This window comes from Pseudoalteromonas sp. OANN1 (genome assembly GCF_024124685.1).
GTDB lineage: Bacteria > Pseudomonadota > Gammaproteobacteria > Enterobacterales > Alteromonadaceae > Pseudoalteromonas > Pseudoalteromonas piscicida.
Genome location: NZ_JAMXSE010000005.1, coordinates 92886 through 114393 on the forward strand (window position 1 = coordinate 92886; position 21508 = coordinate 114393).

Annotated in this window: 21 protein-coding genes; 5 read left to right on the plus strand and 16 right to left on the minus strand. The window is 42.8% G+C overall.

Annotated elements, in window-relative coordinates:
• Positions 1–27: 27 nt before the first annotated feature.
• From NH462_RS06400 to NH462_RS06430, 7 genes are all read right to left on the minus strand, one after another.
• A complete protein-coding gene (locus NH462_RS06400; RefSeq protein WP_010373902.1) occupies positions 28–720 on the minus strand; it encodes a M15 family metallopeptidase in 693 nt (230 codons plus the stop codon).
• Positions 713–1840 (minus strand): succinyl-diaminopimelate desuccinylase, encoded by a 1128-nt coding sequence (gene dapE, locus NH462_RS06405; RefSeq protein WP_010373904.1) that lies wholly within the window; start codon positions 1838–1840, stop codon positions 713–715. The genes NH462_RS06400 and dapE overlap by 8 nt, the downstream gene beginning before the upstream one ends.
• Positions 1840–2187 (minus strand): ArsC family reductase, encoded by a 348-nt coding sequence (locus NH462_RS06410; RefSeq protein ID WP_010373906.1) that lies wholly within the window; start codon positions 2185–2187, stop codon positions 1840–1842. The genes dapE and NH462_RS06410 overlap by 1 nt, the downstream gene beginning before the upstream one ends.
• A complete protein-coding gene (locus NH462_RS06415) occupies positions 2184–2696 on the minus strand; it encodes a PTS glucose transporter subunit IIA (RefSeq protein WP_010373908.1) in 513 nt (170 codons plus the stop codon). Before NH462_RS06415 ends, NH462_RS06410 begins: the two co-directional genes overlap by 4 nt.
• On the minus strand, positions 2693–3073 hold the full coding sequence (locus NH462_RS06420; protein WP_010373910.1) for an ACT domain-containing protein: 381 nt from the start codon (positions 3071–3073) through the stop codon (positions 2693–2695). The genes NH462_RS06415 and NH462_RS06420 overlap by 4 nt, the downstream gene beginning before the upstream one ends.
• A 148-nt stretch (positions 3074–3221) precedes the next feature.
• Positions 3222–5369, minus strand: coding sequence for a phosphate acetyltransferase (gene pta / locus NH462_RS06425; protein ID WP_026001076.1), 2148 nt, complete (start codon positions 5367–5369; stop codon positions 3222–3224).
• 2 nt (positions 5370–5371) lie between these two features.
• Positions 5372–6571 carry an acetate kinase gene (locus NH462_RS06430; protein ID WP_017219084.1) on the minus strand — a complete coding sequence of 400 codons (1200 nt, stop codon included), beginning with the start codon at positions 6569–6571 and terminating at the stop codon, positions 5372–5374.
• 152 nt (positions 6572–6723) lie between these two features.
• Between NH462_RS06430 and yfbV the strand changes: the two genes are divergently transcribed.
• Entirely contained in the window at positions 6724–7170 is a 447-nt protein-coding gene (gene yfbV, locus NH462_RS06435) for a terminus macrodomain insulation protein YfbV (RefSeq protein ID WP_253104940.1), read from the plus strand.
• 67 nt (positions 7171–7237) lie between these two features.
• Here the strand turns inward: yfbV and rlmA are convergent, their stop codons facing one another.
• From rlmA to xthA, 3 genes are all read right to left on the minus strand, one after another.
• Entirely contained in the window at positions 7238–8038 is an 801-nt protein-coding gene (gene rlmA, locus NH462_RS06440) for a 23S rRNA (guanine(745)-N(1))-methyltransferase (protein ID WP_010373918.1), read from the minus strand.
• Complete coding sequence (locus NH462_RS06445; protein WP_010373920.1) at positions 8035–8658, minus strand: energy-coupling factor ABC transporter permease; 624 nt, start codon at positions 8656–8658, stop codon at positions 8035–8037. Before NH462_RS06445 ends, rlmA begins: the two co-directional genes overlap by 4 nt.
• 81 nt (positions 8659–8739) lie before the next feature.
• Positions 8740–9549, minus strand: coding sequence for an exodeoxyribonuclease III (gene xthA, locus NH462_RS06450; RefSeq protein ID WP_010373922.1), 810 nt, complete (start codon positions 9547–9549; stop codon positions 8740–8742).
• 265 nt (positions 9550–9814) lie between these two features.
• Here xthA and NH462_RS06455 point away from each other — a divergent pair, with 265 nt between their 5' ends.
• A complete protein-coding gene (locus NH462_RS06455) occupies positions 9815–10249 on the plus strand; it encodes a hypothetical protein (protein ID WP_010373924.1) in 435 nt (144 codons plus the stop codon).
• Between the two features lie 41 nt (positions 10250–10290).
• Here the strand turns inward: NH462_RS06455 and NH462_RS06460 are convergent, their stop codons facing one another.
• Complete coding sequence (locus NH462_RS06460; RefSeq protein WP_010373926.1) at positions 10291–10575, minus strand: hypothetical protein; 285 nt, start codon at positions 10573–10575, stop codon at positions 10291–10293.
• A 162-nt stretch (positions 10576–10737) separates the two neighbouring features.
• Here NH462_RS06460 and NH462_RS06465 point away from each other — a divergent pair, with 162 nt between their 5' ends.
• Positions 10738–11973, plus strand: coding sequence for a DEAD/DEAH box helicase (locus NH462_RS06465; RefSeq protein WP_253104943.1), 1236 nt, complete (start codon positions 10738–10740; stop codon positions 11971–11973).
• Between the two features lie 67 nt (positions 11974–12040).
• On the opposite strand, the gene NH462_RS06470 is transcribed toward NH462_RS06465, so the two are convergent.
• The 3 genes from NH462_RS06470 to NH462_RS06480 all read right to left on the minus strand — a co-directional run bounded on the left by NH462_RS06470 (position 12041) and on the right by NH462_RS06480 (position 16031).
• A complete protein-coding gene (locus NH462_RS06470; RefSeq protein ID WP_010605037.1) occupies positions 12041–12421 on the minus strand; it encodes a diacylglycerol kinase in 381 nt (126 codons plus the stop codon).
• On the minus strand, positions 12411–14054 hold the full coding sequence (locus NH462_RS06475) for a phosphoethanolamine--lipid A transferase (protein ID WP_253104945.1): 1644 nt from the start codon (positions 14052–14054) through the stop codon (positions 12411–12413). The genes NH462_RS06470 and NH462_RS06475 overlap by 11 nt, the downstream gene beginning before the upstream one ends.
• A gap of 75 nt (positions 14055–14129) precedes the next feature.
• Positions 14130–16031: an LTA synthase family protein gene (locus NH462_RS06480; RefSeq protein ID WP_253104948.1), complete on the minus strand. Its 1902-nt coding sequence runs from the start codon at positions 16029–16031 to the stop codon at positions 14130–14132.
• Positions 16032–16235: 204 nt separating this feature from the next.
• On the opposite strand from NH462_RS06480, the gene NH462_RS06485 reads away from it, so the two are divergent.
• Both NH462_RS06485 and NH462_RS06490 read left to right on the plus strand, forming a co-directional pair.
• Positions 16236–16913 (plus strand): response regulator transcription factor, encoded by a 678-nt coding sequence (locus tag NH462_RS06485; RefSeq protein ID WP_253104951.1) that lies wholly within the window; start codon positions 16236–16238, stop codon positions 16911–16913.
• The gene (locus NH462_RS06490; protein WP_253104953.1) at positions 16910–18298 is read left to right on the plus strand and encodes a HAMP domain-containing sensor histidine kinase; all 1389 of its coding nucleotides are present in this window, start codon (positions 16910–16912) and stop codon (positions 18296–18298) included. The genes NH462_RS06485 and NH462_RS06490 overlap by 4 nt, the downstream gene beginning before the upstream one ends.
• A gap of 8 nt (positions 18299–18306) precedes the next feature.
• Here the strand turns inward: NH462_RS06490 and NH462_RS06495 are convergent, their stop codons facing one another.
• On the minus strand, positions 18307–19965 hold the full coding sequence (locus NH462_RS06495) for a hypothetical protein (RefSeq protein ID WP_253104956.1): 1659 nt from the start codon (positions 19963–19965) through the stop codon (positions 18307–18309).
• A gap of 143 nt (positions 19966–20108) precedes the next feature.
• Positions 20109–21404, minus strand: coding sequence for an anti-phage deoxyguanosine triphosphatase (locus tag NH462_RS06500; protein ID WP_253104959.1), 1296 nt, complete (start codon positions 21402–21404; stop codon positions 20109–20111).
• Positions 21405–21508 lie beyond the last annotated feature (104 nt).

Here is a 21508-nt window from a genome sequence, read left to right on the forward strand (position 1 = left end):
CTAAGTAACTTAAGCTCGGATCAGTCGTTATGGCTGCGCTACATTGGTGATAAATTGCTGATGTAGTGCGCTGAGATCCGCCAGTATTGCGTCTTTACCTTTGATATCGCTGCGTTTAAGCACGGCATCAATTGCGTCAACGGATTGCAGCGTGGCAAGCTTTGATGCCGTTAGCTGGTGGCTAATATGCCAAGGTTCTTCGGCAACTCCCCCTCGATAACGATCATAAGGCCGGTAGAAACCAAAAGTTGCTAAATGCGCGTCAAGCCACAGCGAAAATTCGTGCTGATGTCCATTTTGCTGGTATTCCCATGGTTCTAGTTGTAGTGATTGTCCTGTCGGTACGAGGTTTTTGGCGAACACATCTAAATCAGTGCCCAAATGGTGGCGACTTGCACCGGGTAGGGCGGAGAACAACATAATTGCTTTTACTTTGTCGATGTCTGAGAGATTACTCAGCTCTATCTCTTGGTTAGTGATATCAAAAACAGGACGGCGCATCGCAAACTTGCTATTCCAAATCGCTTTTTGCCTTTCAAATCCTCGATATGCGGACGCCATGTAGAACTCAAAACCGGCCTTTTTTGCAGCTTGTGAGAGGGCGTTGAGATCAGAAACGATTGCGCTATGCACATGGCGGCCCTGGTAAAAAGCAAGATGTGATTCGTTGACGCCACAAGCGCTACATTCAGCGCTTGTAAGCATATAGCGGCTAGGCAAGTAACTTCTCCAAGATCTTTTCATAGACTAAGGCTAATTGATCTAGGTCTTTGCAACTCACACATTCATCGACTTGATGGATTGTGGCATTAATTGGGCCAAGCTCAATCACCTTACATCCCGTTTGGGCAATAAATCGACCATCCGACGTGCCACCTGAAGTCTCCGGTGTGGTTTGCCTTCCCGTCACTTCTTTGATGGCTGCAATCGTCACATCGAGCAATGGACCTGGCTCTGTTAAAAACGGTAGGCCATTCAGTATCCAATTAAGTTCATAATCAAGTTGATGCTTGTCTAGAATAGTAATAACACGTTGTTTGAGCTCATCGGCTGTAACTTCGGTGCTAAAGCGAAAGTTAAACTGTACTTGCAAAGAGCCCGGTATCACATTGCCAGCCCCTGTTCCGCCATTGATATTGGAAACTTGAAAGCTTGTTGCGGGGAAAAATGCATTCCCTTGATCCCACTCGGTCTGACTGAGTTCAGCAATCGCCGCCGCAGATAAGTGGATGGGGTTTTTAGCGAGATGAGGGTAGGCTACGTGACCTTGTTTTCCAATCACTTTTAGGTGTCCGGTAAGTGAACCGCGACGACCATTTTTTACGACGTCACCAAGTTCATGACGTGATGAAGGTTCACCGACTAAGCACATATCAATTTTTTCGTTTCGGGCTTCTAATAAATCTACAACTCGAGTTGTGCCGTTCACGAAAGGGCCTTCCTCATCAGAGGTTATCAAAAAAGACAATGACCCTTTGTGGTTGGGGTGTTTTTCGATAAATCTTTCCGTTGCTACGACCATAGCTGCAAGTGAGCCTTTCATGTCAGCAGCTCCACGGCCATGTAACATGTCATTTTCAATCACAGCAGCAAATGGCGGGTGTTGCCATTGACTCTCGTCGCCAACCGGTACTACATCTGTGTGTCCAGCAAAGCAAAAATGTGGTCCACTGTCGCCTTTTCGTGCCCACGTATTGAGCGTATCAACAAAGAAGTGTTCTTCGATGGTAAAGCCAAGCTTTGCCAAACGTTCATTCATTAATTGTTGGCAGCCAGCATCATCAGGTGTAACAGAAGCCCTTTGGATCAGAGCTTGAGCGAGCTTAACTACTTCGCTCATTAGGCAAAAATCTCATCATACTGTGCAGCTTTAAAACCCAAGTGATATTGACCTTGGTACTGCAAAATAGGGCGTTTTATCATGGCTGGTGCTGCCAAAAGGTGTTGCTTCGCTGACTGCGCGTCGAGATTTTGTTTTTGTTCTTCGCTAAGGGCTCGATAAGTGGTTCCGCGTTTGTTTAACACGTTTTCCCAGCCAAGTTGGTCAATAAAAGCAGTGAGTAGAGCTTCGTCTAATCCATCTTTACGATAGTCATGAAAAGTAAATTCGATATTGTTGTCTTGTAGATATTTTTTGGCTTTTTTAATGGTATCGCAGTTGCTGATCCCATACATGGTGGTTGTCATAAAGCACACGCCCTTGCAATTGTGATTATCGGCTCTTTGGCCGCAGATACTTGTTTTAAAGGATAATAACACGCACCAAGCTTTTGTGCATTGAGTAGCACAATGGCTGCCATGGTTTTTGCTTCACTGAGTGGAATATCAAAAAAGCATAGCGGCTCTCCAAGCTTTATCGTGGTTTTGCCAAAGCTGTTTGCTTTGAGATATTCGGGTTTGGCAAACTCATTGCCGACCTCTAAGCTCAGTAACATTTTTAAGCCGTTATTGGCGTGTAGAATGTATTCGCAGTTATTTTTTCTGATCTGGATTAGTTTTCCGTTACAAGGAGATAGCAACAAAGGCACGCGCATTTGTACGCAAACGCCTATTCCTAACATACCAGACGCAATCGCCGCGTTTGGATGCGTACTTAGCGGTAAGACTTTGCCGGAAAAAGGACTTGGAATGTGCGCAATCGGGTTTGCGATTTGGGATATTGGCCGATATTGGATTGGTGGTGAGAGTTCAATCAAAGTAATAAATATCCATCTTTTTTAAGTGCTTGCATCGCTTGCTGGATTTGGCTTTCTTTTACCAGAATGTAATCGGTATCGTATGTTGATAAGGTAAAAATAGAGACGTTGGACTTTGCTAATACACCAGAAATATTAGCCATAATCCCCGTTAATGAAAACCCTAGCGGACCAACGACTTCCAATGCTCTCCAATGACTTTCAGCCGCGAGGCTACTGACTGCGATATCTGACGCACAAACGATAGAGAGTTCATCTTCTGTTTTGGCAATAAAAAAGATTTTACTGTTTAACACAGCTTGCGGGACAGCGTCATCGCAATCCAAGCTATGTATCGTAAATTCTTGTTTGAGCAATTGCAGCGTTTGCTTTGACATTACCAACCCTTGTTTTTTGAAAAATACCAATTGGTATAATTCATAGTATAGCGAAGTCAATTTAAAGACCAGAGGGTTCGCCCGAATTCTAGAGGATTAGTGATGTGATAAAGAAAAGGGCTCATGTATTGAACCCTTGGGATAAAGATTATTCTTCGATTTGTGTTGCCTGAATAGCTGTCAAGGCAATGGTGTACACGATGTCATCAACCAAAGCCCCGCGGCTTAGGTCGTTAACCGGCTTACGCATACCTTGTAACATAGGTCCGATGCTGACAAGTTCAGCACTTCGCTGCACCGCCTTGTATGTGGTGTTACCTGTATTTAAATCTGGGAAGACAAATACCGTTGCCTTACCAGCGACTTTGCTGTTTGGCGCTTTTTTACGTGCGACATTTTCCATAATGGCAGCATCGTATTGCAGCGGCCCGTCAATATCGAGATCAGGGCGTTTCTTTTGTGCGATCTCGGTAGCTTCACGGACTTTTTCTACATCTGCACCTTGTCCTGATGTTCCTGTGCTGTAACTGATCATGGCAACGCGAGGCTCAATGCCGAATGCTGCAGCGGAATCTGCAGATTGAATTGCAATATCTGCTAACTGCTCTGCCGTTGGATCTGGGTTAATTGCGCAGTCGCCGTATACTAACACTTGGTCCGGTAGCAACATGAAAAATACTGAGCTTACCAACGACGCGCCTGGTGCCGTTTTGATTAACTGCAGTGGTGGGCGAATAGTATTGGCGGTGGTATTTACCGCACCAGATACTAAGCCATCAACTTGGCCTTCGGCTAACATCATGGTGCCGAGCACGACGTTATCTTGCAGTTGCTCTGCCGCAACAACCTCGGTTAGGCCTTTGTTTTTACGTAGCTCAACCATAGGCGCAATGTACTTTTGCAGCTCTTCTTCAGGAGATAAGATAGTCACGTTTTCATTCAGCTCAACACCTTGTTGCTGGGCGATACGCTCAATTTCTTCTCTGTCTCCAAGCAGTACGGTTTTAGCGATATTTCGCGCACCACAGATAGCAGCCGCCTTAATCGTTCTCGGCTCATTACCTTCAGGCAGCACAATAGTTTTGCTTGCTCGTCTAGCTAAATCAGTCAGTAGGTAACGAAACGCAGGAGGCGAGAGTTTGCGGGTTTTCGCGACCCCTTTGGCCAAACTTTCCAGCCATTCGCTATCGATGTGACGGGCGTTATGCTGCTTTACGCGCTCGATGCGCTGCTCGTCATCGCTTGGCACTTCCATATTGAAATTGTGTAATAGCAAAGAAGTGCGCCAAGTATCGGCCTCAGTAGCAAGGATAGGCAGACCGGTATCCATCGCTTGCTCACATAAGGTCATGATCTTCTCTTCTGGTTTGAATCCACCAGTTAACAAGATGGCGCCAATCTTGGTGCCATTCATGGCCGACAAACATGCAGCGACTAAGATATCCGACCGATCGCCAGGAGTAACCAACAGGGCGCCTGGTGTGAAGTGGTTAAGAATGTTCGATACTGTTCTTGCACAGAAGGTAACACGGCGCAGACGACGGTGCTCCATGTCACCCGCATTGATGATTTCGGCTTTTAAATAATTACTTAAGTCGATAACTCGCGGCGCTACTAAGTCAAAGTCCCATGGAATGGCACCTAAAAGTTGAAATGGGTGCTTTCTGAAAATAGGCAGCGATGCCAAACGATTCATTTCATTTTCAAGCTCTTCTGGTTTGTATTGATCAACCAGATCGGCGCGCGCTCTGCCATCTTCATCCAGCGGTGCATTCACTTTATTGAAAATACAACCCAATACGCGAGGGTGGTTTACACCGCCATAATTGCCAGCAGCAATCTCTAAGCGGTCTTCAAGCTCGTCGATAGAGTCATTACCCGGCGTTAAGACAAACACGATATCTGCACCTAATGTTTGCGCAATTTCGCGGTTTACACGGCCAGCGTAAGGTTGACGACGGGTAGGAACCATTCCTTCAATTATGGCAACTTCATCATCTTGTACTGTGCCTTCAAAGCGCTCCACAATTTCTTCTAACAGGTCATCGCCTTTACCATCACCTATCATTTGCTCAGCGTAGCTCAGCTCAAACGGCGTGGGTGGGGCAATGGTAGAACCTTGCTGAACGATGAGTGTTGACTTCTCGGGGCCGACTTCATCTTTACGAGGTTGTGCGATTGGCTTAAAGAAGTTTACTTTTACTGCTTTTTGTTCCAGTGCTCGGACTATTCCTACAGACACCGACGTCAACCCAACGCCCGTTGAAATAGGAATAAGCATAATACGACGACCCATCATTACACTCCTTTAGCAAGCGTGGCTGCATCGTTGGCAATCACCCATTCTTCGTTGGTTGGGATGACCATAGCGACAGGGGAGTGAGACTCATCAGTGATCACCCCTTGGTTACCGAAGCGTGCGTTGAGGTTACGCTCTTTATTGATGTGCATGCCAAGGAAGTTAAGTTGGTTCACTACTTTTTCACGGATAACGTCAGAGTTTTCGCCAATTCCGCCAGTGAATACAAGTGCATCTAAACCGTTTAGTGGTACCAAGAAGCTAGCAATTTGTTTGGTTAAACGATAACAGAAAATATCAAGCGCCAGTGTTGCTTGAGGGTGGTTTTCCTGCGCAGCTTCTTCGATAGTTCGGCAATCGTTAGAAAGCTCACTAATACCTAAAAGGCCACTTTGTTTATTCAACAAAGTGTCAATTTGCTGTGTTGAATAGTTAAGGTGATTAACTAAAAACGAGAACAAGCCCGGATCAATATCACCACTTCGGGTGCCCATCACTAGCCCCTCTAATGGTGTTAAGCCCATGCTGGTGTCCACCGATTTACCGTCTTTAATCGCGGTAACGGAACAACCATTGCCTAAGTGTGCGGTAATAATACGCGATGGCTTATCTTTTAAGCCTAAAATCTCGATGGCTTGCGCCGATACATAAGCATGGCTGGTACCGTGGAAACCGTAACGTCTAACACCATGTTCACGATATAGTGAATAAGGTAGGGCATAAAGGTACGCTGTTTGATCCATACTTTGATGGAAAGCCGTATCAAAGACAGCAATTTGCGGTAGATGCGCAAATGCGGCTTGGGCTGCGCGGATCCCAAGTAGGTTAGCTGGATTATGTAAAGGCGCCAGACTAGCCGTTTCTTGGATAGCATTTATAACGGAGTCATCGATAATGACAGATTGTGTAAAGCGCTCACCGCCGTGTACCACGCGGTGGCCGACAGCAACAAGATTTGCGTCTAACGCGAGATCTTTGATAAGTTTTACAAGCGTTGTGATCGCAACTTGGTGCGCATCACCACTATTTAGGGGCACGATTTCCTTGTTGCCTTGGAACTTATATTTAATTTGTGGTGATTGTTCAGCTAGGCGTTCAGCCAGACCTGATAATATCTCCTCTCCCGTTGCGTTATCGATGATTGCAAACTTAAGACTGGAGCTTCCACAATTAAGAACCAAAACATGCTGAGATGACATAATGACTTTCCGTTTTGACAATAACAGTTATTGCGTATTAAGCTTAAAGCTATAGCGCATATAAGCTACGCATTTAGACTAAGGTATAGTTGACAGTAAAGACGTCGATTTTACCTCATTTTTTATATAAAAGTTAGCACCTAGGAGTTATGATGCAAAAAAGTCTTATTTCGCAAGTGCAACTTGGACGTCAATACTCGAAAGAGTGGCCTATGCGCAAGGAGCTAGCACCGTTGTTCCCTGAATTTAGGGTGATCAAGGCGACAGAACTTGCTTTAAATACAATGCCTATGCTGGCGGTGTTTACTCTGTTTTTGCAGACCAGCCAATTGGGTTTTCAATATTTGCCGCAAACCATTGCGATTGCTTTATTCTTTTTATCGCTTCCTGTCCAAGGGTTATTATGGCTTGGTAAAAGAGCTGAAACGCCGTTAAATCCGGCTTTGTATTCTTGGTATACAGAACTGCATCAGAAGATGGTTGCCAACGGCTATGATTCGCCCATGTCTTCAAGAAAGCCTAGATACAGAGATTTAGCGCGGTTGCTAAAAGATATGTTCGATAAAATGGACAAAGCGTTTACGCAAGAAAATCTGTAATTCCTGTTTGCCTGCCTACCAAGCAAGTAGGCAGCGATTTGCTCATAATTGGTGATCTGATGTTGGGTTACTTGCGCTGATATTGGTTTATCAAAAACGAGAGCGTGATTTCGATATGGTCCATCTTTTGTAATCTATCCATGTGTTGTTGCTTAAATTTCCATGCAAATGGCGTCATCATGATTAAGTGTTCAACACACTCAAATTCCATTCTGTGTGTTTGTTGCAATTTAGTCCGTTCAACCAATTCAAACCCTTGTGGTGTTTCTGGTGCCTTGTGTAGTTTTACATTGTCATAAATCAGAGACTTGAGTTCGAATAGATGGTGTTCACCAGGTGAGATGACATACAAACTGCCTGATGGTTTGCACAGGCGAGCGAGTTCCTCGGCGAACACTGGCGCAAAAATACTCACAATCACATCTGCAAATTCATTTTCAAAAGGAGCCTCTTTGATGGAGGCTACGCTAAACTCTACTTGAGGATAGCGTTTAGCTGCATAACGGACAGCAGGCTTTGCGATATCGACCCCGTAGACTTTGGCATTCTCGCAGCGATTTGCGATTTCATGGGTGTAAAAGCCTTCACCACATCCTAAGTCCAGCAGGGTAGTCGGCGCTTTTTCAGAGACGATTTGTGCAAGTCTATCACGTAGAAAGTGATAATGATCGGTTTCGAAGAATGCCCGACGCGCCGCAACCATTTCTTGGTTGTCGCCCGGCTGTTTTGATTTTTTATTTTGCACGGGTAGTAAGTTGACATAGCCTTCTTTGGCAATATCAAATTGATGATTATTATTGCAGCTGTAGCTTGCACCGCCTTGATATAATGGCAGTTTACACAGTGGACAGCGGTAGTGGGAGATCATTTGTCTAAGTATTCCCTATCAAAAAAAGTTTTTACCCAATGTGGGCGATATGTAATGAGTAAGGTGATAGCCATGCCATTTAACATGGCTTCAGGGAACCACATTATTACGGCAAAATGGAGATAATTGTCTGCTAACTGATACCAAGTATAGGCATCGATTGCATAATAATAGAATGCGCTTAGAAGTATCTTTAAACAGCCAACCGTACCTGCGAAAATAAATGCACAAACAAAAATATAAACGAAAAAGTGCCGCGGTAAATGATGATAGCAAAGGGCAAAGAGTCCATAGCTTAAGTAGACAGGGAACAGTGCAGTAAACAGCCAAAAATTACCAAACTCCACCAAGGTAAAAGTACTAAAGTAACTATGGACGAGGCATGCCAAAGTTGCACTCAACGCACCCAGTCGCCAACCTAAAATTAACGTTACTGCGGTTATTCCAAGAATATGAATGTTCAGTTCAGGTAAAATACCTGCCTTTATTTGCCACAGTAACGTGAGGACAACCGCACAACTTAATACGCCGGTTTGTCTGGCTGGTACTTGTAGTAATTGCTGGTATTCTTTGCGATGAAAACTGAGTAAAAATAACCCAAGGGCAGCGATAAACGTCACGTTTCTATCCAGTTTTTAAATTTGGTGATTTTGCTCTATGCCGAGCACTGTATTCACAGTCTCGGCGGAAAAAGCAGACGATTAAATGTCGAAAGTTGCCCAAATTGGTGCGTGATCTGAGGGCTTATCAATTCCTCTCAATTCGTAATCTATGTCACTTTCGATACATTTCGCAGTTAATGGCGCGGTTGCTAAAACCACATCTATGCGTAGACCACGGTTATCATCAAACCCTTTTGAGCGGTAGTCAAACCACGAATACTTTTCGGTTGCATCAGGTGTCAGCACTCTAAATGTATCTTTAAAGCCCCAATCTAGCAGTGTTTTTAACCACTCGCGCTCTTCTGGTTGGAACGAGCACTTACCCGTCTTTAACCAACGCTTGCGGTTTTGCTCACCAATACCAATATCCGCATCCAGTGGAGAAATATTAATATCGCCCATGACAACAAGGTTAGATTGAGGATCGGCAAAATCATTCAAGTGGGTCATGAGATCTGCATAAAATTGTCTTTTATACGGAAATTTAGTTTCATGGCTGATGTTATCACCTTGAGGGAAGTAACCATTCATAACGGTAACTTCGTTACCTGAATCACTTTCAAACGTACCGCTGATCATGCGACGTTGTGACTCTTCAGTATCCGTAGCGAAGCCTTTTTGGATAGCTTTTGCAGGTTTCTTGGAGAGTAGTGCCACACCGTAATGCGCCTTTTGACCATGGAAGTAAACATGGTAGCCAAGTGCTTCTACATCGTCGATAGGAAAAGCTTCGTCATGGACTTTAATTTCTTGCAGTCCAATGACATCAGGTTGGTGTTTTTCAATCAATGCCTGTAATTGATGCAGTCTAGCTCTGAGGCCGTTTATATTAAACGAAACAATTTTCATAGCGCGCTCTTTAGATTCTTGCTGTTATTTGGCAAAGTTTATCACTTAAAAACGAGAGGGTCAGCGCTTGGGTGAAATTACTTATTTAGTCAGCTGAGAAGCATGGTGGCAGTTGTTAAATTTTGCACAAGTTTAGCGAGATGATAACGAGGATTTTAGCTTAGTGTAAATAGATCATTAAATAACCAAAATTGCATGATTTAGCTGTTTACTTATTCATCGTTGTAATTATAATCCGCGCCGAATCGTTCAATTGGGGTATATTATGCTTAAATCTCTCTCTTTCTTTGGTCTTGTTTCTTTGGTTTCTACAACGGCTTTCGCTTCACAGGTTGAGTTCACTCAAGCTGACGCATCACCAGCGACGAAAGTATGTGCTGTTGCAGCAGAGCAAGGTTTCAGTGCAGCACGTAAAGAAGCTGCATCACTAGGCCTATTTATTTCTCGCTTCTCACCAAGCATCCACTGTAATGGTGAAGATATTCGTGAGTTTGCAAAAGCGGCAAAGCGCTCGCAAAAGCAAGAAAAGAAAGTTGAGCTAATCGCTGAAAAAACAGATACCGCAACTGAGCTATGTTTAGATGCAGTACGTCACGGCGTTAATCACTTACGTTTGAACAACCAACAGGTTCGCAACTTACGTTGTAATGATATGCCTGTTAAGCAATTTGTTAAAGAATTCAGAAACGCAGCAATTTAATCAAATTGATGTGAAGAGAAGAGGGGCATTTAGCCCCTTTTTTATTGGTTTTTATTTAGGTTTGCATTTCGGTATTTTGCGTAACAGACCAAAGCCGCCAAGCCTGCCACAGGGATAGAAATCATACTTACCCAACCACCTGTGTATAAAATGGCCAGTAGCATGCCAATATCGATACCGCCGATAACACAATCAGAATGACCACTTTCTGCAACCCGACAATCTAATACTGCAACACTAAGTTCAGCAATAAGTAAACCAAATAAAGGCGCAATGGCGAGAAATCCTAGGCTCACCGCTAAAAGTTTCAATTGCTTTTGTGACATGTACATCTCCTTATTTATCACTTTTGGGGATTGTGCGTTAGCGTGATTAATCTTATCTGAGAAGTTGTTCTGGCTAAATAAAAATCAGTATTAGAACATTACAGTGCTTAGATAATTATTTGCTATAATCCGCACAATTTTGGTAATAGACACTGATCTCCAATGACATTTAGCGAGCTACAACTTCACCCCGAACTACTAAGCGCAATTACTGAGCTTGGGTTTGAGTCACCAACACCAATCCAAGAAAAGAGTATTCCACTTCTGCTCAGTGGTTTTGATTTAATTGCAAGTGCCCAAACTGGAACCGGTAAGACTGCTGCCTTCATGCTGCCGATTTTGCACTCCATGCTGATGGGCGGCGCGCAAGGTGAGAAATCGGTTAGGGCATTGATACTAACGCCGACTCGTGAGCTGGCACAACAGGTTGCAGAGCATACTGAAAAGTTAGTGGTGAACACCAGCTTAAATGTCGTGTGCTTATATGGCGGTGCAAATATTGGCCCGCAAGAAAAGCGCTTAAGAGCGGGTGTAGATGTAGTGGTGGCGACACCTGGGCGTTTACTTGATCACCTAATCAAAGGCACATTAACACTCAAAAATATTCAACACCTGGTCTTCGATGAAGCTGATCGCATGTTAGATATGGGGTTTATGGGGGAAATTAAGCGGATCATGCGTACTATGCCGCTTAAGCGTCAAACGTTGCTATTTTCAGCTACGGTTGACGATGCTGTGTTATCCCAAGTAAAGCCTTGGTTGAACGACCCTAAGCGAGTAGGTGTTGAATCCCAGAACAGCACCGCAAGTACAGTTACGCAAACTTTCTATTCGGTAGACGAAGATCGCAAACGTGAATTGATCTCCCACTTGATTGGCAAAAATAATTGGCATCAGGTACTGGTGTTTACTCGCACAAAAAATAGTGCTGATAGCTACGCAAAAGAATTGAATAAGGATGGCCTTAAAACTGCAGCGATCCACGGTGATAAGTCTCAAGGCGCGCGTGACAAAGCGCTATCTCAATTCAAATCAGGTGAAATTCGCGTCTTGGTCGCAACGGATGTAGCAGCTCGTGGCATTGACATTGACTCGCTAAACTATGTCTTCAATGCTGAGTTACCCTATGTTGCTGAAGACTATGTGCACCGTATCGGCCGTAGTGGTCGTGCTGGACAAAACGGCCAAGCCATTTCGCTTGTGAGTATTGATGAGCAGTGGCTACTAGAAGAAATAGAAATTTTTCTAGATGAGCGATTTGCACCGCAATGGCTACCAGGCTATGAACCTGATTTAACCAAAGAGCCTAAAGACACTCGCCGTAATTCTGGTAAGTCTAAGAAGCAAAGAGACAAAAAACGTATTTTAGGAACAAGAACAAAGCGTAAACGGAAGTAATAGGTTAGCGCTAAAGCTTATGTTTGGCTTCTCTCATCCAAACATAAGCTTGATTGGCCATTACTTGCTAGTAGAGGTTTTGATATAAACAGCTGCCCCAGATACAGATAAAAACGATAAGTGCGATCAACACGCCAGCCGAGCCCAAATCCTTGGCAAGCCCCGACAATGGATGGATCTCTAAACCGACTCTATCAATTGTTGCTTCAATAGCGGTATTCACTATCTCTGCAAACATCACAAACAGCGTTGCACAAAACAACATAACGCGCTCATAGAGTGAAAGTTCAAGTGTAAATAGCAAAATGATAGTAACCAGCAATAGAATAAGCTCTTGCCGAAAGGCGGATTCATTTTTTGTGAGCCAATTAAACGCTCTAAATGAGTGTCCAAGCGCCAGCAATAGTCGTTTTGCTCCAGTTGGCTTATTGGTGTTATCAAAATGCATTAGTTTCTCCATTAGTTGCGAGTAATTGAGTTCGACAGGTTGCGAATATGTCTTTTTTGGACTGATAGGTTTTCGACTTAACTTGCGTTAAGCCAAGTAACGTATCGTAGATATTGTCATGAGAAAGGAGTTGCTGTTTTACAGCGTCAATGCAACCACTATAGTTTTTATTTGTTAGCCGATTACTCCAGTAAATCATCGGGATTTGAGTTTGCTCTTTAGGCGCTAGACGATATGGAAAGCCATGTAAATATAATCCGGTTTCACCAAGTGATTCGCCATGATCGGAAACATAGAGCATGTTGACAGTTTCTGCGTCTAACGAAGACAGTTGTGTAATGATTTTGTGCAACACTAAATCTGTATAAGCGATGGTATTGTCATAGGTGTTCACTAATTCTTGAGGCGTACAATTTTGGATATCGCTGCGTTGGCAATCTGGGAGGAATTTTTGCTGTGTTTTAGGGTAACGGCGATAATAAGTTGGGCCATGCGAGCCAATCATATGTAAGACAACAACAATATTGCTTGTTTGCGCGTTGTTTATGGTATTCATAAGTGATGGGATTAGTACCTCATCAAAGCAATACTTACCGTCGCACAGCGGGTTATCCTTGTTAGTATCAATTCGATAATTCTCAACCCGATTACATACACCTTTACAACTACTATTATTGTCTATCCAAAACACTTCGGCGCCAGCCCTGTGGATCACATCAAGCACGTTATCTTGGCTCTGAGCAAGACGGCTATTGTAACCTGCTCTATCTAGCCGTGAAAACATACAGGGTACTGAAATTGCTGTCGCTGTGCCACAAGATGACATGTTACTGAAATATTTGATGCCGTCCTGTTTAGTGTATTCGTTAGTATCTATTTTATAGCCTCCATATGAAAAGTTGCTTGCACGTGCAGTTTCACCAACAACAACAACGGTAATATTAGCACCTGACTTGGAAGCTAAAGCAGGTGTTTTATCTAGTAATCGAAATGGTAATGGAGGATAAAAATAGTTATCTCTCAGGTATTTATATCCTGCAATATAAAATGAAAATGGCGTGATATAGCTTGCGACTTCTTTGTTGTTTCTACCAACGGAGGCATAGTTTTGATAAAAGCTAAATGCTATCAAAGAGATGAAGGTAATTGAAACAAAATTAATGAGAATAAAGGATTTTAGTCTTTGCTTTAGTGGCTGTCTTATTTTGTTTTTTGTCATTAAATAAGCAGGAATTAAACCCAAAGTTATTACGAAAATAACTAGATTTATATTTAAATATGAAAATGCTTCCCCCGTGTCTGTTTCAATAACGTTTTGCATCATGCTTTTATCAAATATTACGCCGTAGTTTATTGATGCGTATAGCAACACACTGGATAGCACAATGGTAATGAATAGAAAAGGCCGTACGAAGGTGATTAAAGAAAACCAACTAAATAGTAACAGTGTCAGGAAAAACAAAAGGATAGGGACAGATGCTAAAAATAGCCAATCGGACCAGTCCTGTATTGTAGCAACATTAAATACTTTGATAAAAAATAGGCTATTAAAAGCAAAGGTACAATAAAAGGTGGCGAGAACCATCAGGCTGGTATAGCCTGATGGGGAGATATGTTTTAAAAATTTAAACATATCCAACTCCTGATGAGAAAATAAAAACTAAGTTATCTTTATTTTCTATAGAAATACTTAAGACAACCTTATGCTTTACTCTTTTAGTCGATAAATTCGCTCCTGATAGGCCAAATTACTAAATAATACATGAGATAGTGCTTTTTCTTTCAAATCAACGGTGTGCGTTGTATTCACCAGTGGTTTTTGCATCTTAGTCGCCGTGTCATATTGCCAATAACTCACTCTGTTGCCTGGCATCAAAATGGCGGCTTTGTCATCTTCAATGTAGGCAAAATTATCGTAATATTGCATCATCGCTCTTTGCACTGGATATTGTTTGGTTAAGTCAAAACCAAGCATAGGCGTTGGGCGTTCAACCCCTATTAAAGAAAGCAAAGTGACAGGTAAATCAATTTGACTGACCAATCTTTTATCTTGCTTTTGATTAAAGTCTGAATTCAAAATAACGGCTGGAATATGAAAAGACTTAATAGGGACGGGCTCGGATCCATACACCCTGACATCATGATCTGCAACGACTAAAAAGATAGTATCTTGCCAATAACGACTTCGCTTGGCCTTATCAATAAACTTTCCGAGGGCATAGTCGGCGTACTTGATAGCGAGATCTCGCGCAGGTTTATCACTTTTATGATTTGTTGGTAACATTACTTTTCCGTCAGGAATTTCAAACGGGTCGTGATTGCTAGATGTAAAGATCAAACTAAAAAATGGCTTTTCTTCTTCACTCAGCTGAGTTAGTTCTTTATCCGCTTGATTAAACAGATCTTCATCGCTGGCGCCCCAAGACGCAACAAATTCCGGGTTTTCAATATCATCAAAGTCAATGATACGTTGAAAGCCATTTCCTAAGAAGAAGCTTTTCATGTTATCGAAGTGGCTTTCGCCACCATAAATAAACTGTGTGGTATAGTTTTCTTTGGCTAAAATATCCGCCAACGTACAAAACTGTTGCTGAGACTTTGAAAGCTTAACGACGGAGCGTGATGGTGAGGGTACAAAGCCGGTGATCACGGCTTCAATTCCGCGAACTGATCGGGTGCCCGTTGCGTAGAGATTCTCCAGCCCCCAGCCTTCTTGATACAGTTTATCTAACTCTGGGGTTAGGTTTGCTCCCCCTAGCGAGCTTACAAAACGTGCGCCTAAGCTTTCCTCTAAGATAATCACTAAGTTTTTCTTTTTGCCCTGATGATATGCCGGATTAGTGGCTAAGGTAGGAAGTGTATTTGAGATAAAACCTTGTTTGTAACTTGCTTTTCTTACTGTATCAAAAACCTTTTCTTTGGATAGCGAACCATAAAGCGCACTGGCACTTTTTTCGCTACCCATATTTTTTGCTGCGAACGCAACACTATAAGCCGAGTTGATGGTCAGCGAATTAACCAATGCATCTTGTGAGAAGTAGACGGTAGCAGGGTTAAGCGGTCTATGACCCAGAGTGCCTCTTGCTAACAGCGCTAAACAGATAAGACTACAAAAAGTGGAGATAGCTATATTCCGTTTTGATGGCACATCGTTGCCAATGCGAGGAAAATATCTCAAGGTGGTTATTAAAGCCAAAGTACATAAAAGTAGGGTGAATATCACTGTGCCCAAGTGACCACTCAACAGCATTGAAATGACTTCTTTGGGGTAAATCAAATACTCAATAAATAAACGATTTGGTCTGATGTCGTATTGCAAAATAAATGCCGGAGTTGCAGCTTCGAGTAGTAGGACAAATGCAATACTCAATGCAATATATCCCGTTACTAGCGCAGTAAGTAAAGGCTTCAGTGGTTTAGGTATAAAATAGTGCGCGACCATTAATAATAAGAGCGGTATTGCGAGATAAGCGGTAGTGCTCAAATCAACTCGCAGGCCTGATATCACAAAGGTCAAAGGATCAGAGCCTGCCATTCTCTCTAACATCCAAGCTGATAGTCCTAAACGGCTAAGCGTCAAAATCATCAACAAGGAAAGAAAAAACACCATGAAGGGTTTTGCATAAGGAGTTGAAAAGTGTACTTTGTTCATAGAGTGTTAAGAATAGCTGCATTTATCACAAGACTATCCGACGAAACTTAAGAAAAGCTTAGGAAATCCTTCGGAATTGATGAAAGTTGAAGTTCTCTTTAGCGAATCTTAAGTTTGAGCAACTAAGCTATGTGATATTAAGCACTAGCCAAAGGTTTATTTATGAATGTGTTACTGATTGAAGATTCTGAGTCCTTGCGTCGCAGCTTAACCTTAGGACTCTCTAAACTGGGTTTTACGGTAGATGATACGGCGGATGGCTCTAGCGGTTTGAGTATGGCGCTGATGGATAACTATGATGTAATTATTTTAGATATCATGTTGCCCAGTTTGGATGGCATAAGTGTGCTTAAAGCGCTAAGACAACAGAAGAACGACACTCGAGTGTTGGTGTTGTCAGCAAAGTCACAACCTGAAGACCGAGTGCTGGGTTTATTAAGTGGTGCAGACGACTATCTCGCCAAGCCCTTTTCGTTTGATGAGCTGCATGCACGGCTATTAACGCTAATGAGAAGAGGGGCATTTAAACAAGATGGTGATGAAATCGTGCATGGCTTCTTGACCATTGACTTGCAGCTAAAGTCGGCGTTAATTGCAGGGCAGCGGATAGACTTAACACCCAATGAGTATAAAATTTTGGAATGTTTGTTTACTAATCAAAATAAGATTATTACACCAGAAAAATTGAGCACTTATATTACCGGCAATTTCGATAGTGTGTCGAAAAATGCCATCGAAGCTCACCTTTCTTCGCTACGCAAAAAGGTCAAAGCGCTGGGTCAATGCTTGCCAGTTAAAACTAAACGCGGGTTTGGATATTATGTTGAGCAACTACCATGAAGTCGATCCGAGGGAACTTAGTTAGCACATTATCAATTACCATCACAGGTGTTGTAGTTGCCATTTTACTCGCCACAGATTTGGCTGTTGACTCTTGGATTGACTCACAATTCGACAAAGCGATGCATACAAAAGTTGGTATGCTGATGACGCTAGTCTCTGAAGATGAAGATCATCTAGAGCTACACTTTTCCGGTGAGTTTTTACCTGAGTTTACAGGTAATATCGAGCCTGAATATTATCAAATCTGGTTGAACGATCGAGTGTTTGCACGCTCTGACAGCTTAGATCTTTTTTCGCAACACGAGTTACCCTATTTGTCGCTATCACTTGGTGAAAGTAAAGTGGTAAGTGAAACCCTGCCAGATGGTCGTGCGGGACGGATCATATATACCCGTTTTATTCCGCAGATCCATACCCTAAAAGGGGAAAAAAAATCTTTTGATGATGAGCTTGTTATTGCCTACGCGGCCTCGTCGGAGGGACTGGACTTTATTCTTTGGCTCATCGATATCGTTTTTATCGTGACTATCGTATGTGTTGTGGTGTTTATTCGTGTCTTTGTGCGTAAAACGGTCGATGTTGGTCTCGCGCCGTTGAATAGTATGAATGCTCAGATAGCCAAACTAAATTTCTCTAACGATTCAGACACCTTAATATTAGAAAAGCCAGTCTTTGAGTTATTACCCGTTGAGCAAAGCTTAAACCGTTTTATTGTTGAAAACAGACAATTGTACTTGCGAGAAAAGCGCTTAACCTCAGATATTTCGCATGAATTAAAAACGCCCATTACGGAGCTTATTAATTTGGCGGAAGTTATTTCACGCTTCCCGGAAGACAATGAACTGGCGGATGACTTTGTGCCAGAAGTATTAAGAATAAGTCAGCGGATGAAAAACATCGTCACCAATGTAATGTTGCTACATAAATACGAGCAGATAAAGCTACCCAAAGACGATGTTGTTGATGTATTGCAAGTCGTCAACCGCTCGATAGGTGAGATAGCACTTGATAACGTTGAGATTCAGACAACTCGCTCAGAATGTCCAATTCAGACCAACTTAATGGCAGTCGAGAGTATCATTGGTAACTTACTAAAAAATGCCAAGCGTCACCGTGTACTGGGTTCAAAAGCACTTATTGTTGTTGAAAAAGGGGCGATGGATGGAATAAATGTTCGAGTGAGCAATCAGGTTTCCGGCGAGCTCGAAAGTGTGAATTTAGCACAATTATTTGAACCACTATGGCAAAGCGACCAATCGAGAAGCGCGAATGATTGCTTTGGCTTGGGGTTGCCTATTGCTAGGGCCTTTGCTGAAGCCATTGACGCGGAACTCACTGTTACGTTGGAAGGGAGCACCATCACCTTTACATTGACCCTTTGAGGCGCTATTTAAAAGTGAGTCTCTACTGATAAACCTAGTTCCCAGCTGTCAACTTCAGGGTAACTACTTAATGGTTTAGTAAAGTCTATATGCACTACGTTTTCGTTACTTGAACGTGCGGAATATAAACGAACTCCGAGCCCTACACTGCCGAGCATGTTATTGCTTATATTAGGATGTTGTATATTCCCGGATGCTTTTCCCATATCAACAAAGCCAACGAACCCTAAATCAACAAGCTGATAAATATTAATGTTAGGGTACATGCGGAGTTCGAATGAGGATTTGACCGTTTGCGTACCTTGTTGATAGCTTTGTGGGAAGCCACGGATCCCTTCATCTCCACCGAGTGCAAGAGGACGCTCGGCAAACTCCTTGTTTTGCCACGCAGCAATGACATCAGCATAAAAAGCAAAACTATCGGTCCAGCGATAATTTACCTTAGCAGCGAGAGTAGACCATACTCTATCACCTTGCTGCGTGCCGATTTGGGCATTGGTTGATGCTTTAAATCGGTATAAAACATCCTCATTAAATAACCATGCTTTGTTGGCTGAAAACTCCCAAATTGAGCCAACTCCGTCCGCTTCGGTATCAATACCTGCCTTGGCCGCAAGTGACCATCCTAGGTTGAAATCTTCACTGTGATTGATTAAGTCTACATCCTGCAGCACGATGTAATTATCTTCAATATATTGAAGGCTAATCCAAGGCGCTAACAGCTTGAAGTCATTAAGGTTATCTCTTATGGCTAAGCGCGAGTCGTCGTAGCTTACATCTTTGTAATCGACACCAGCTATCCACCTTAGTGTGGTGCTATTGGTTTGCTGCCATAAACGGCCATAAGCAAACTGCGCAGATGTACCATTATATCGAAACTGACTTTCTGTTTGACCGTTATGATAGATAGAAGTCGTTTGGTCTTGTGCATTAATATAAGCTCTATATAACAAAGAGCTGGAGCGCTGATAGAAAGGTTGATAAATGTCAGTCATAAATATTTGACCGTCATCATAATCATCTGCTTGCACCGTGATCATGGCATATGGTTGCCATGGCGCAGGCATTTGCAACACGCTATGGTAACCGGAGCGTTCATGGTCAGATTTGTATTTTACGGATGCCCTAACGCCATACCCTAACAAGTTTTCCTCTTTAAACCCCAAACTTAACTTATTGTTTCCACTACTTCGGCCAAAGTTTACACTGGGCAGCAAACTCCAGGTGTCCCACGTTTGCACTGATATTTTCTGTGGCTCGGCACTGTTGCATGGCTTGGCGTAGTTGATTTTCGCCTCTCTGATGTATTTTTTAGCACGCAAGATCCGCTCAGCCTCTAAAATATCGGCCTCGCTGACTAGGTCACCAGCCTGAAAAGGGAGTTGAGAGGCGATAGTCGCATCTCGGGTTTCTATATGCAGCCAGTTTACGAAGTCATGGAAAGAGGTCGTTTCTGGGTCGTCTGGGTTAAAAATAGGGTTTGAGTTTATTTCGATAGACTCAATCTTGATGTTTTTCTCTTGGCTTGCTTTATCCGTCTGTCGAGCCATTTTATTACGATGTTCAGCGTTATTATTGCAAAGAGAGACGATGCTAAATGGGTCACCAGCAAACGCAGGAGTGATTGAAGAGGCTAACACGAATACCGCAACGGCTTTGGCTGGCATATATGCTCCAACTGAAAAATATCAAGCTACGCTGAAAACATATATGCCGATACTTAAGAAAGGCTTAAGAAAAATTAAAGAATGAGTTAATCGCCAATGTATGCGAATTTCTCATGATTAAGTCTTGGCTCTACGAATAGAGTTTACAATTCCCCGGTAAATAAGCGTCGATGTGTTTTTCTTGCATACTCATCAGACATGCCACCAAGATAGTCCGCTAACACACGCATTTGCTGCGTTTCGTCGGTTGCATGCTGGTATAATGTTTGGGTTGTATACGGCAATAATCGCATGGGATCACTGGCAAAAACTTCAAATAAATCAATAAGCAGGTTTTGACCGCTAAACTCAATTTGCTGCATTTTAGGTTCACGAATTAATCTTCGATATACGAACACTTTTAATACTTGCAGGATTTCCTGAAATTCGGGTGCCATCTCAACGGTAAAATGAAGTAGGGCTGAGTCAAAATCTGAGTCTTGAACGGTGAGTTTACAGTGCACAATAAACAGGTTGACGAGCTCACCTATGGTATCTTTACGATTAGATTCATCTTCTGAAAATAAACTCTCGCTTACGCGTTGTAAGTTGTGCTTTAGCCAAGGAGAGTCTAACTTTTGTAATTCAGGCAGCGCGAAATCATGCCATGCTGCCTCGTTAAGGGTCTCGGTTGCAATCGCATCTTCTAAATCATGAACTGCATAGGCGATATCATCGGCATATTCCATAATGGCGCAATCTAACGATTTAAACTTAGTCTTACGACGGAAGGTGTCTTTTATCTCGGTTTCTTGCAGCTTTATTTGGTCGTTTTGAGAAAATGGCGAGAGGATCCAATCAAATACCGATTGGTCGCATTGATAAATGCCTTTAGCAGGCAGCCAATCACTAGATAATATGTATTTTCGAGTTTGTGTTTGCGTCGGTTGGTGATACCAAAGTGTGTCGATTAATGCAGGATATTTAATAAAACCTAATAAGGTGCGGCGCGTTAAGTTCATGCCATAACCTTTAGTGTATGGTTCCAACTTGGTGACGATACGCAAGGTTTGAGCGTTTCCTTCAAACCCTCCGTGATCACGCATAAGGTAATTAAGCGCTATTTCTCCACCATGGCCAAAAGGCGGATGGCCGATATCATGCGCTAGACACAAAGTTTCAATAAGACTTGTCGAAGGAAAGTGTTCAAATTCGGGGTGTTGTTTTCTTAAATGGCGCAGTAAACCGCTGCCTATTTGCGATACTTCCAAAGAGTGCGTTAAGCGAGTCCGGTAAAAGTCGTTGACGCCGATTGCCATAATTTGGGTTTTGGCTTGCAAGCGCCTAAAAGCCGCGGCATGTATGATCCTAGAACGATCTATTTGCCATGCTGAGCGATTGTCGTTAGGGCGGTTTTTTTGCTGCGATAGCAGACGCTGTTGCCAAGCGTTAGACGTCATACTTCTGTTCCTTTTTCTTTATATCTCAAACTCGTCTAAACTATGTACGATAACTGAACGAAAATTCGCGTTTAATTGTGGCTTTTGATATTATCAGCCGCTAT

Bases quoted from the DNA above. Each gene is read 5' to 3' on its own strand.
- dapE (WP_010373904.1), bottom strand. From the start codon at position 1,840: ATGAGCGAAGTAGTTAAGCTCGCTCAAGCTCTGATCCAAAGGGCTTCT.
- NH462_RS06410 (WP_010373906.1), bottom strand. From the start codon at position 2,187: ATGACAACCACCATGTATGGGATCAGCAACTGCGATACCATTAAAAAA.
- NH462_RS06420 (WP_010373910.1), bottom strand. From the start codon at position 3,073: ATGTCAAAGCAAACGCTGCAATTGCTCAAACAAGAATTTACGATACAT.
- pta (WP_026001076.1), bottom strand. From the start codon at position 5,369: ATGGGTCGTCGTATTATGCTTATTCCTATTTCAACGGGCGTTGGGTTG.
- NH462_RS06430 (WP_017219084.1), bottom strand. From the start codon at position 6,571: ATGTCATCTCAGCATGTTTTGGTTCTTAATTGTGGAAGCTCCAGTCTT.
- yfbV (WP_253104940.1), top strand. From the start codon at position 6,724: ATGCAAAAAAGTCTTATTTCGCAAGTGCAACTTGGACGTCAATACTCG.
- rlmA (WP_010373918.1), bottom strand. From the start codon at position 8,038: ATGATCTCCCACTACCGCTGTCCACTGTGTAAACTGCCATTATATCAA.
- xthA (WP_010373922.1), bottom strand. From the start codon at position 9,549: ATGAAAATTGTTTCGTTTAATATAAACGGCCTCAGAGCTAGACTGCAT.
- NH462_RS06455 (WP_010373924.1), top strand. From the start codon at position 9,815: ATGCTTAAATCTCTCTCTTTCTTTGGTCTTGTTTCTTTGGTTTCTACA.
- NH462_RS06460 (WP_010373926.1), bottom strand. From the start codon at position 10,575: ATGTCACAAAAGCAATTGAAACTTTTAGCGGTGAGCCTAGGATTTCTC.
- NH462_RS06465 (WP_253104943.1), top strand. From the start codon at position 10,738: ATGACATTTAGCGAGCTACAACTTCACCCCGAACTACTAAGCGCAATT.
- NH462_RS06470 (WP_010605037.1), bottom strand. From the start codon at position 12,421: ATGCATTTTGATAACACCAATAAGCCAACTGGAGCAAAACGACTATTG.
- NH462_RS06475 (WP_253104945.1), bottom strand. From the start codon at position 14,054: ATGTTTAAATTTTTAAAACATATCTCCCCATCAGGCTATACCAGCCTG.
- NH462_RS06480 (WP_253104948.1), bottom strand. From the start codon at position 16,031: ATGGTGTTTTTTCTTTCCTTGTTGATGATTTTGACGCTTAGCCGTTTA.
- NH462_RS06485 (WP_253104951.1), top strand. From the start codon at position 16,236: ATGAATGTGTTACTGATTGAAGATTCTGAGTCCTTGCGTCGCAGCTTA.
- NH462_RS06490 (WP_253104953.1), top strand. From the start codon at position 16,910: ATGAAGTCGATCCGAGGGAACTTAGTTAGCACATTATCAATTACCATC.
- NH462_RS06495 (WP_253104956.1), bottom strand. From the start codon at position 19,965: ATGCCAGCCAAAGCCGTTGCGGTATTCGTGTTAGCCTCTTCAATCACT.
- NH462_RS06500 (WP_253104959.1), bottom strand. From the start codon at position 21,404: ATGACGTCTAACGCTTGGCAACAGCGTCTGCTATCGCAGCAAAAAAAC.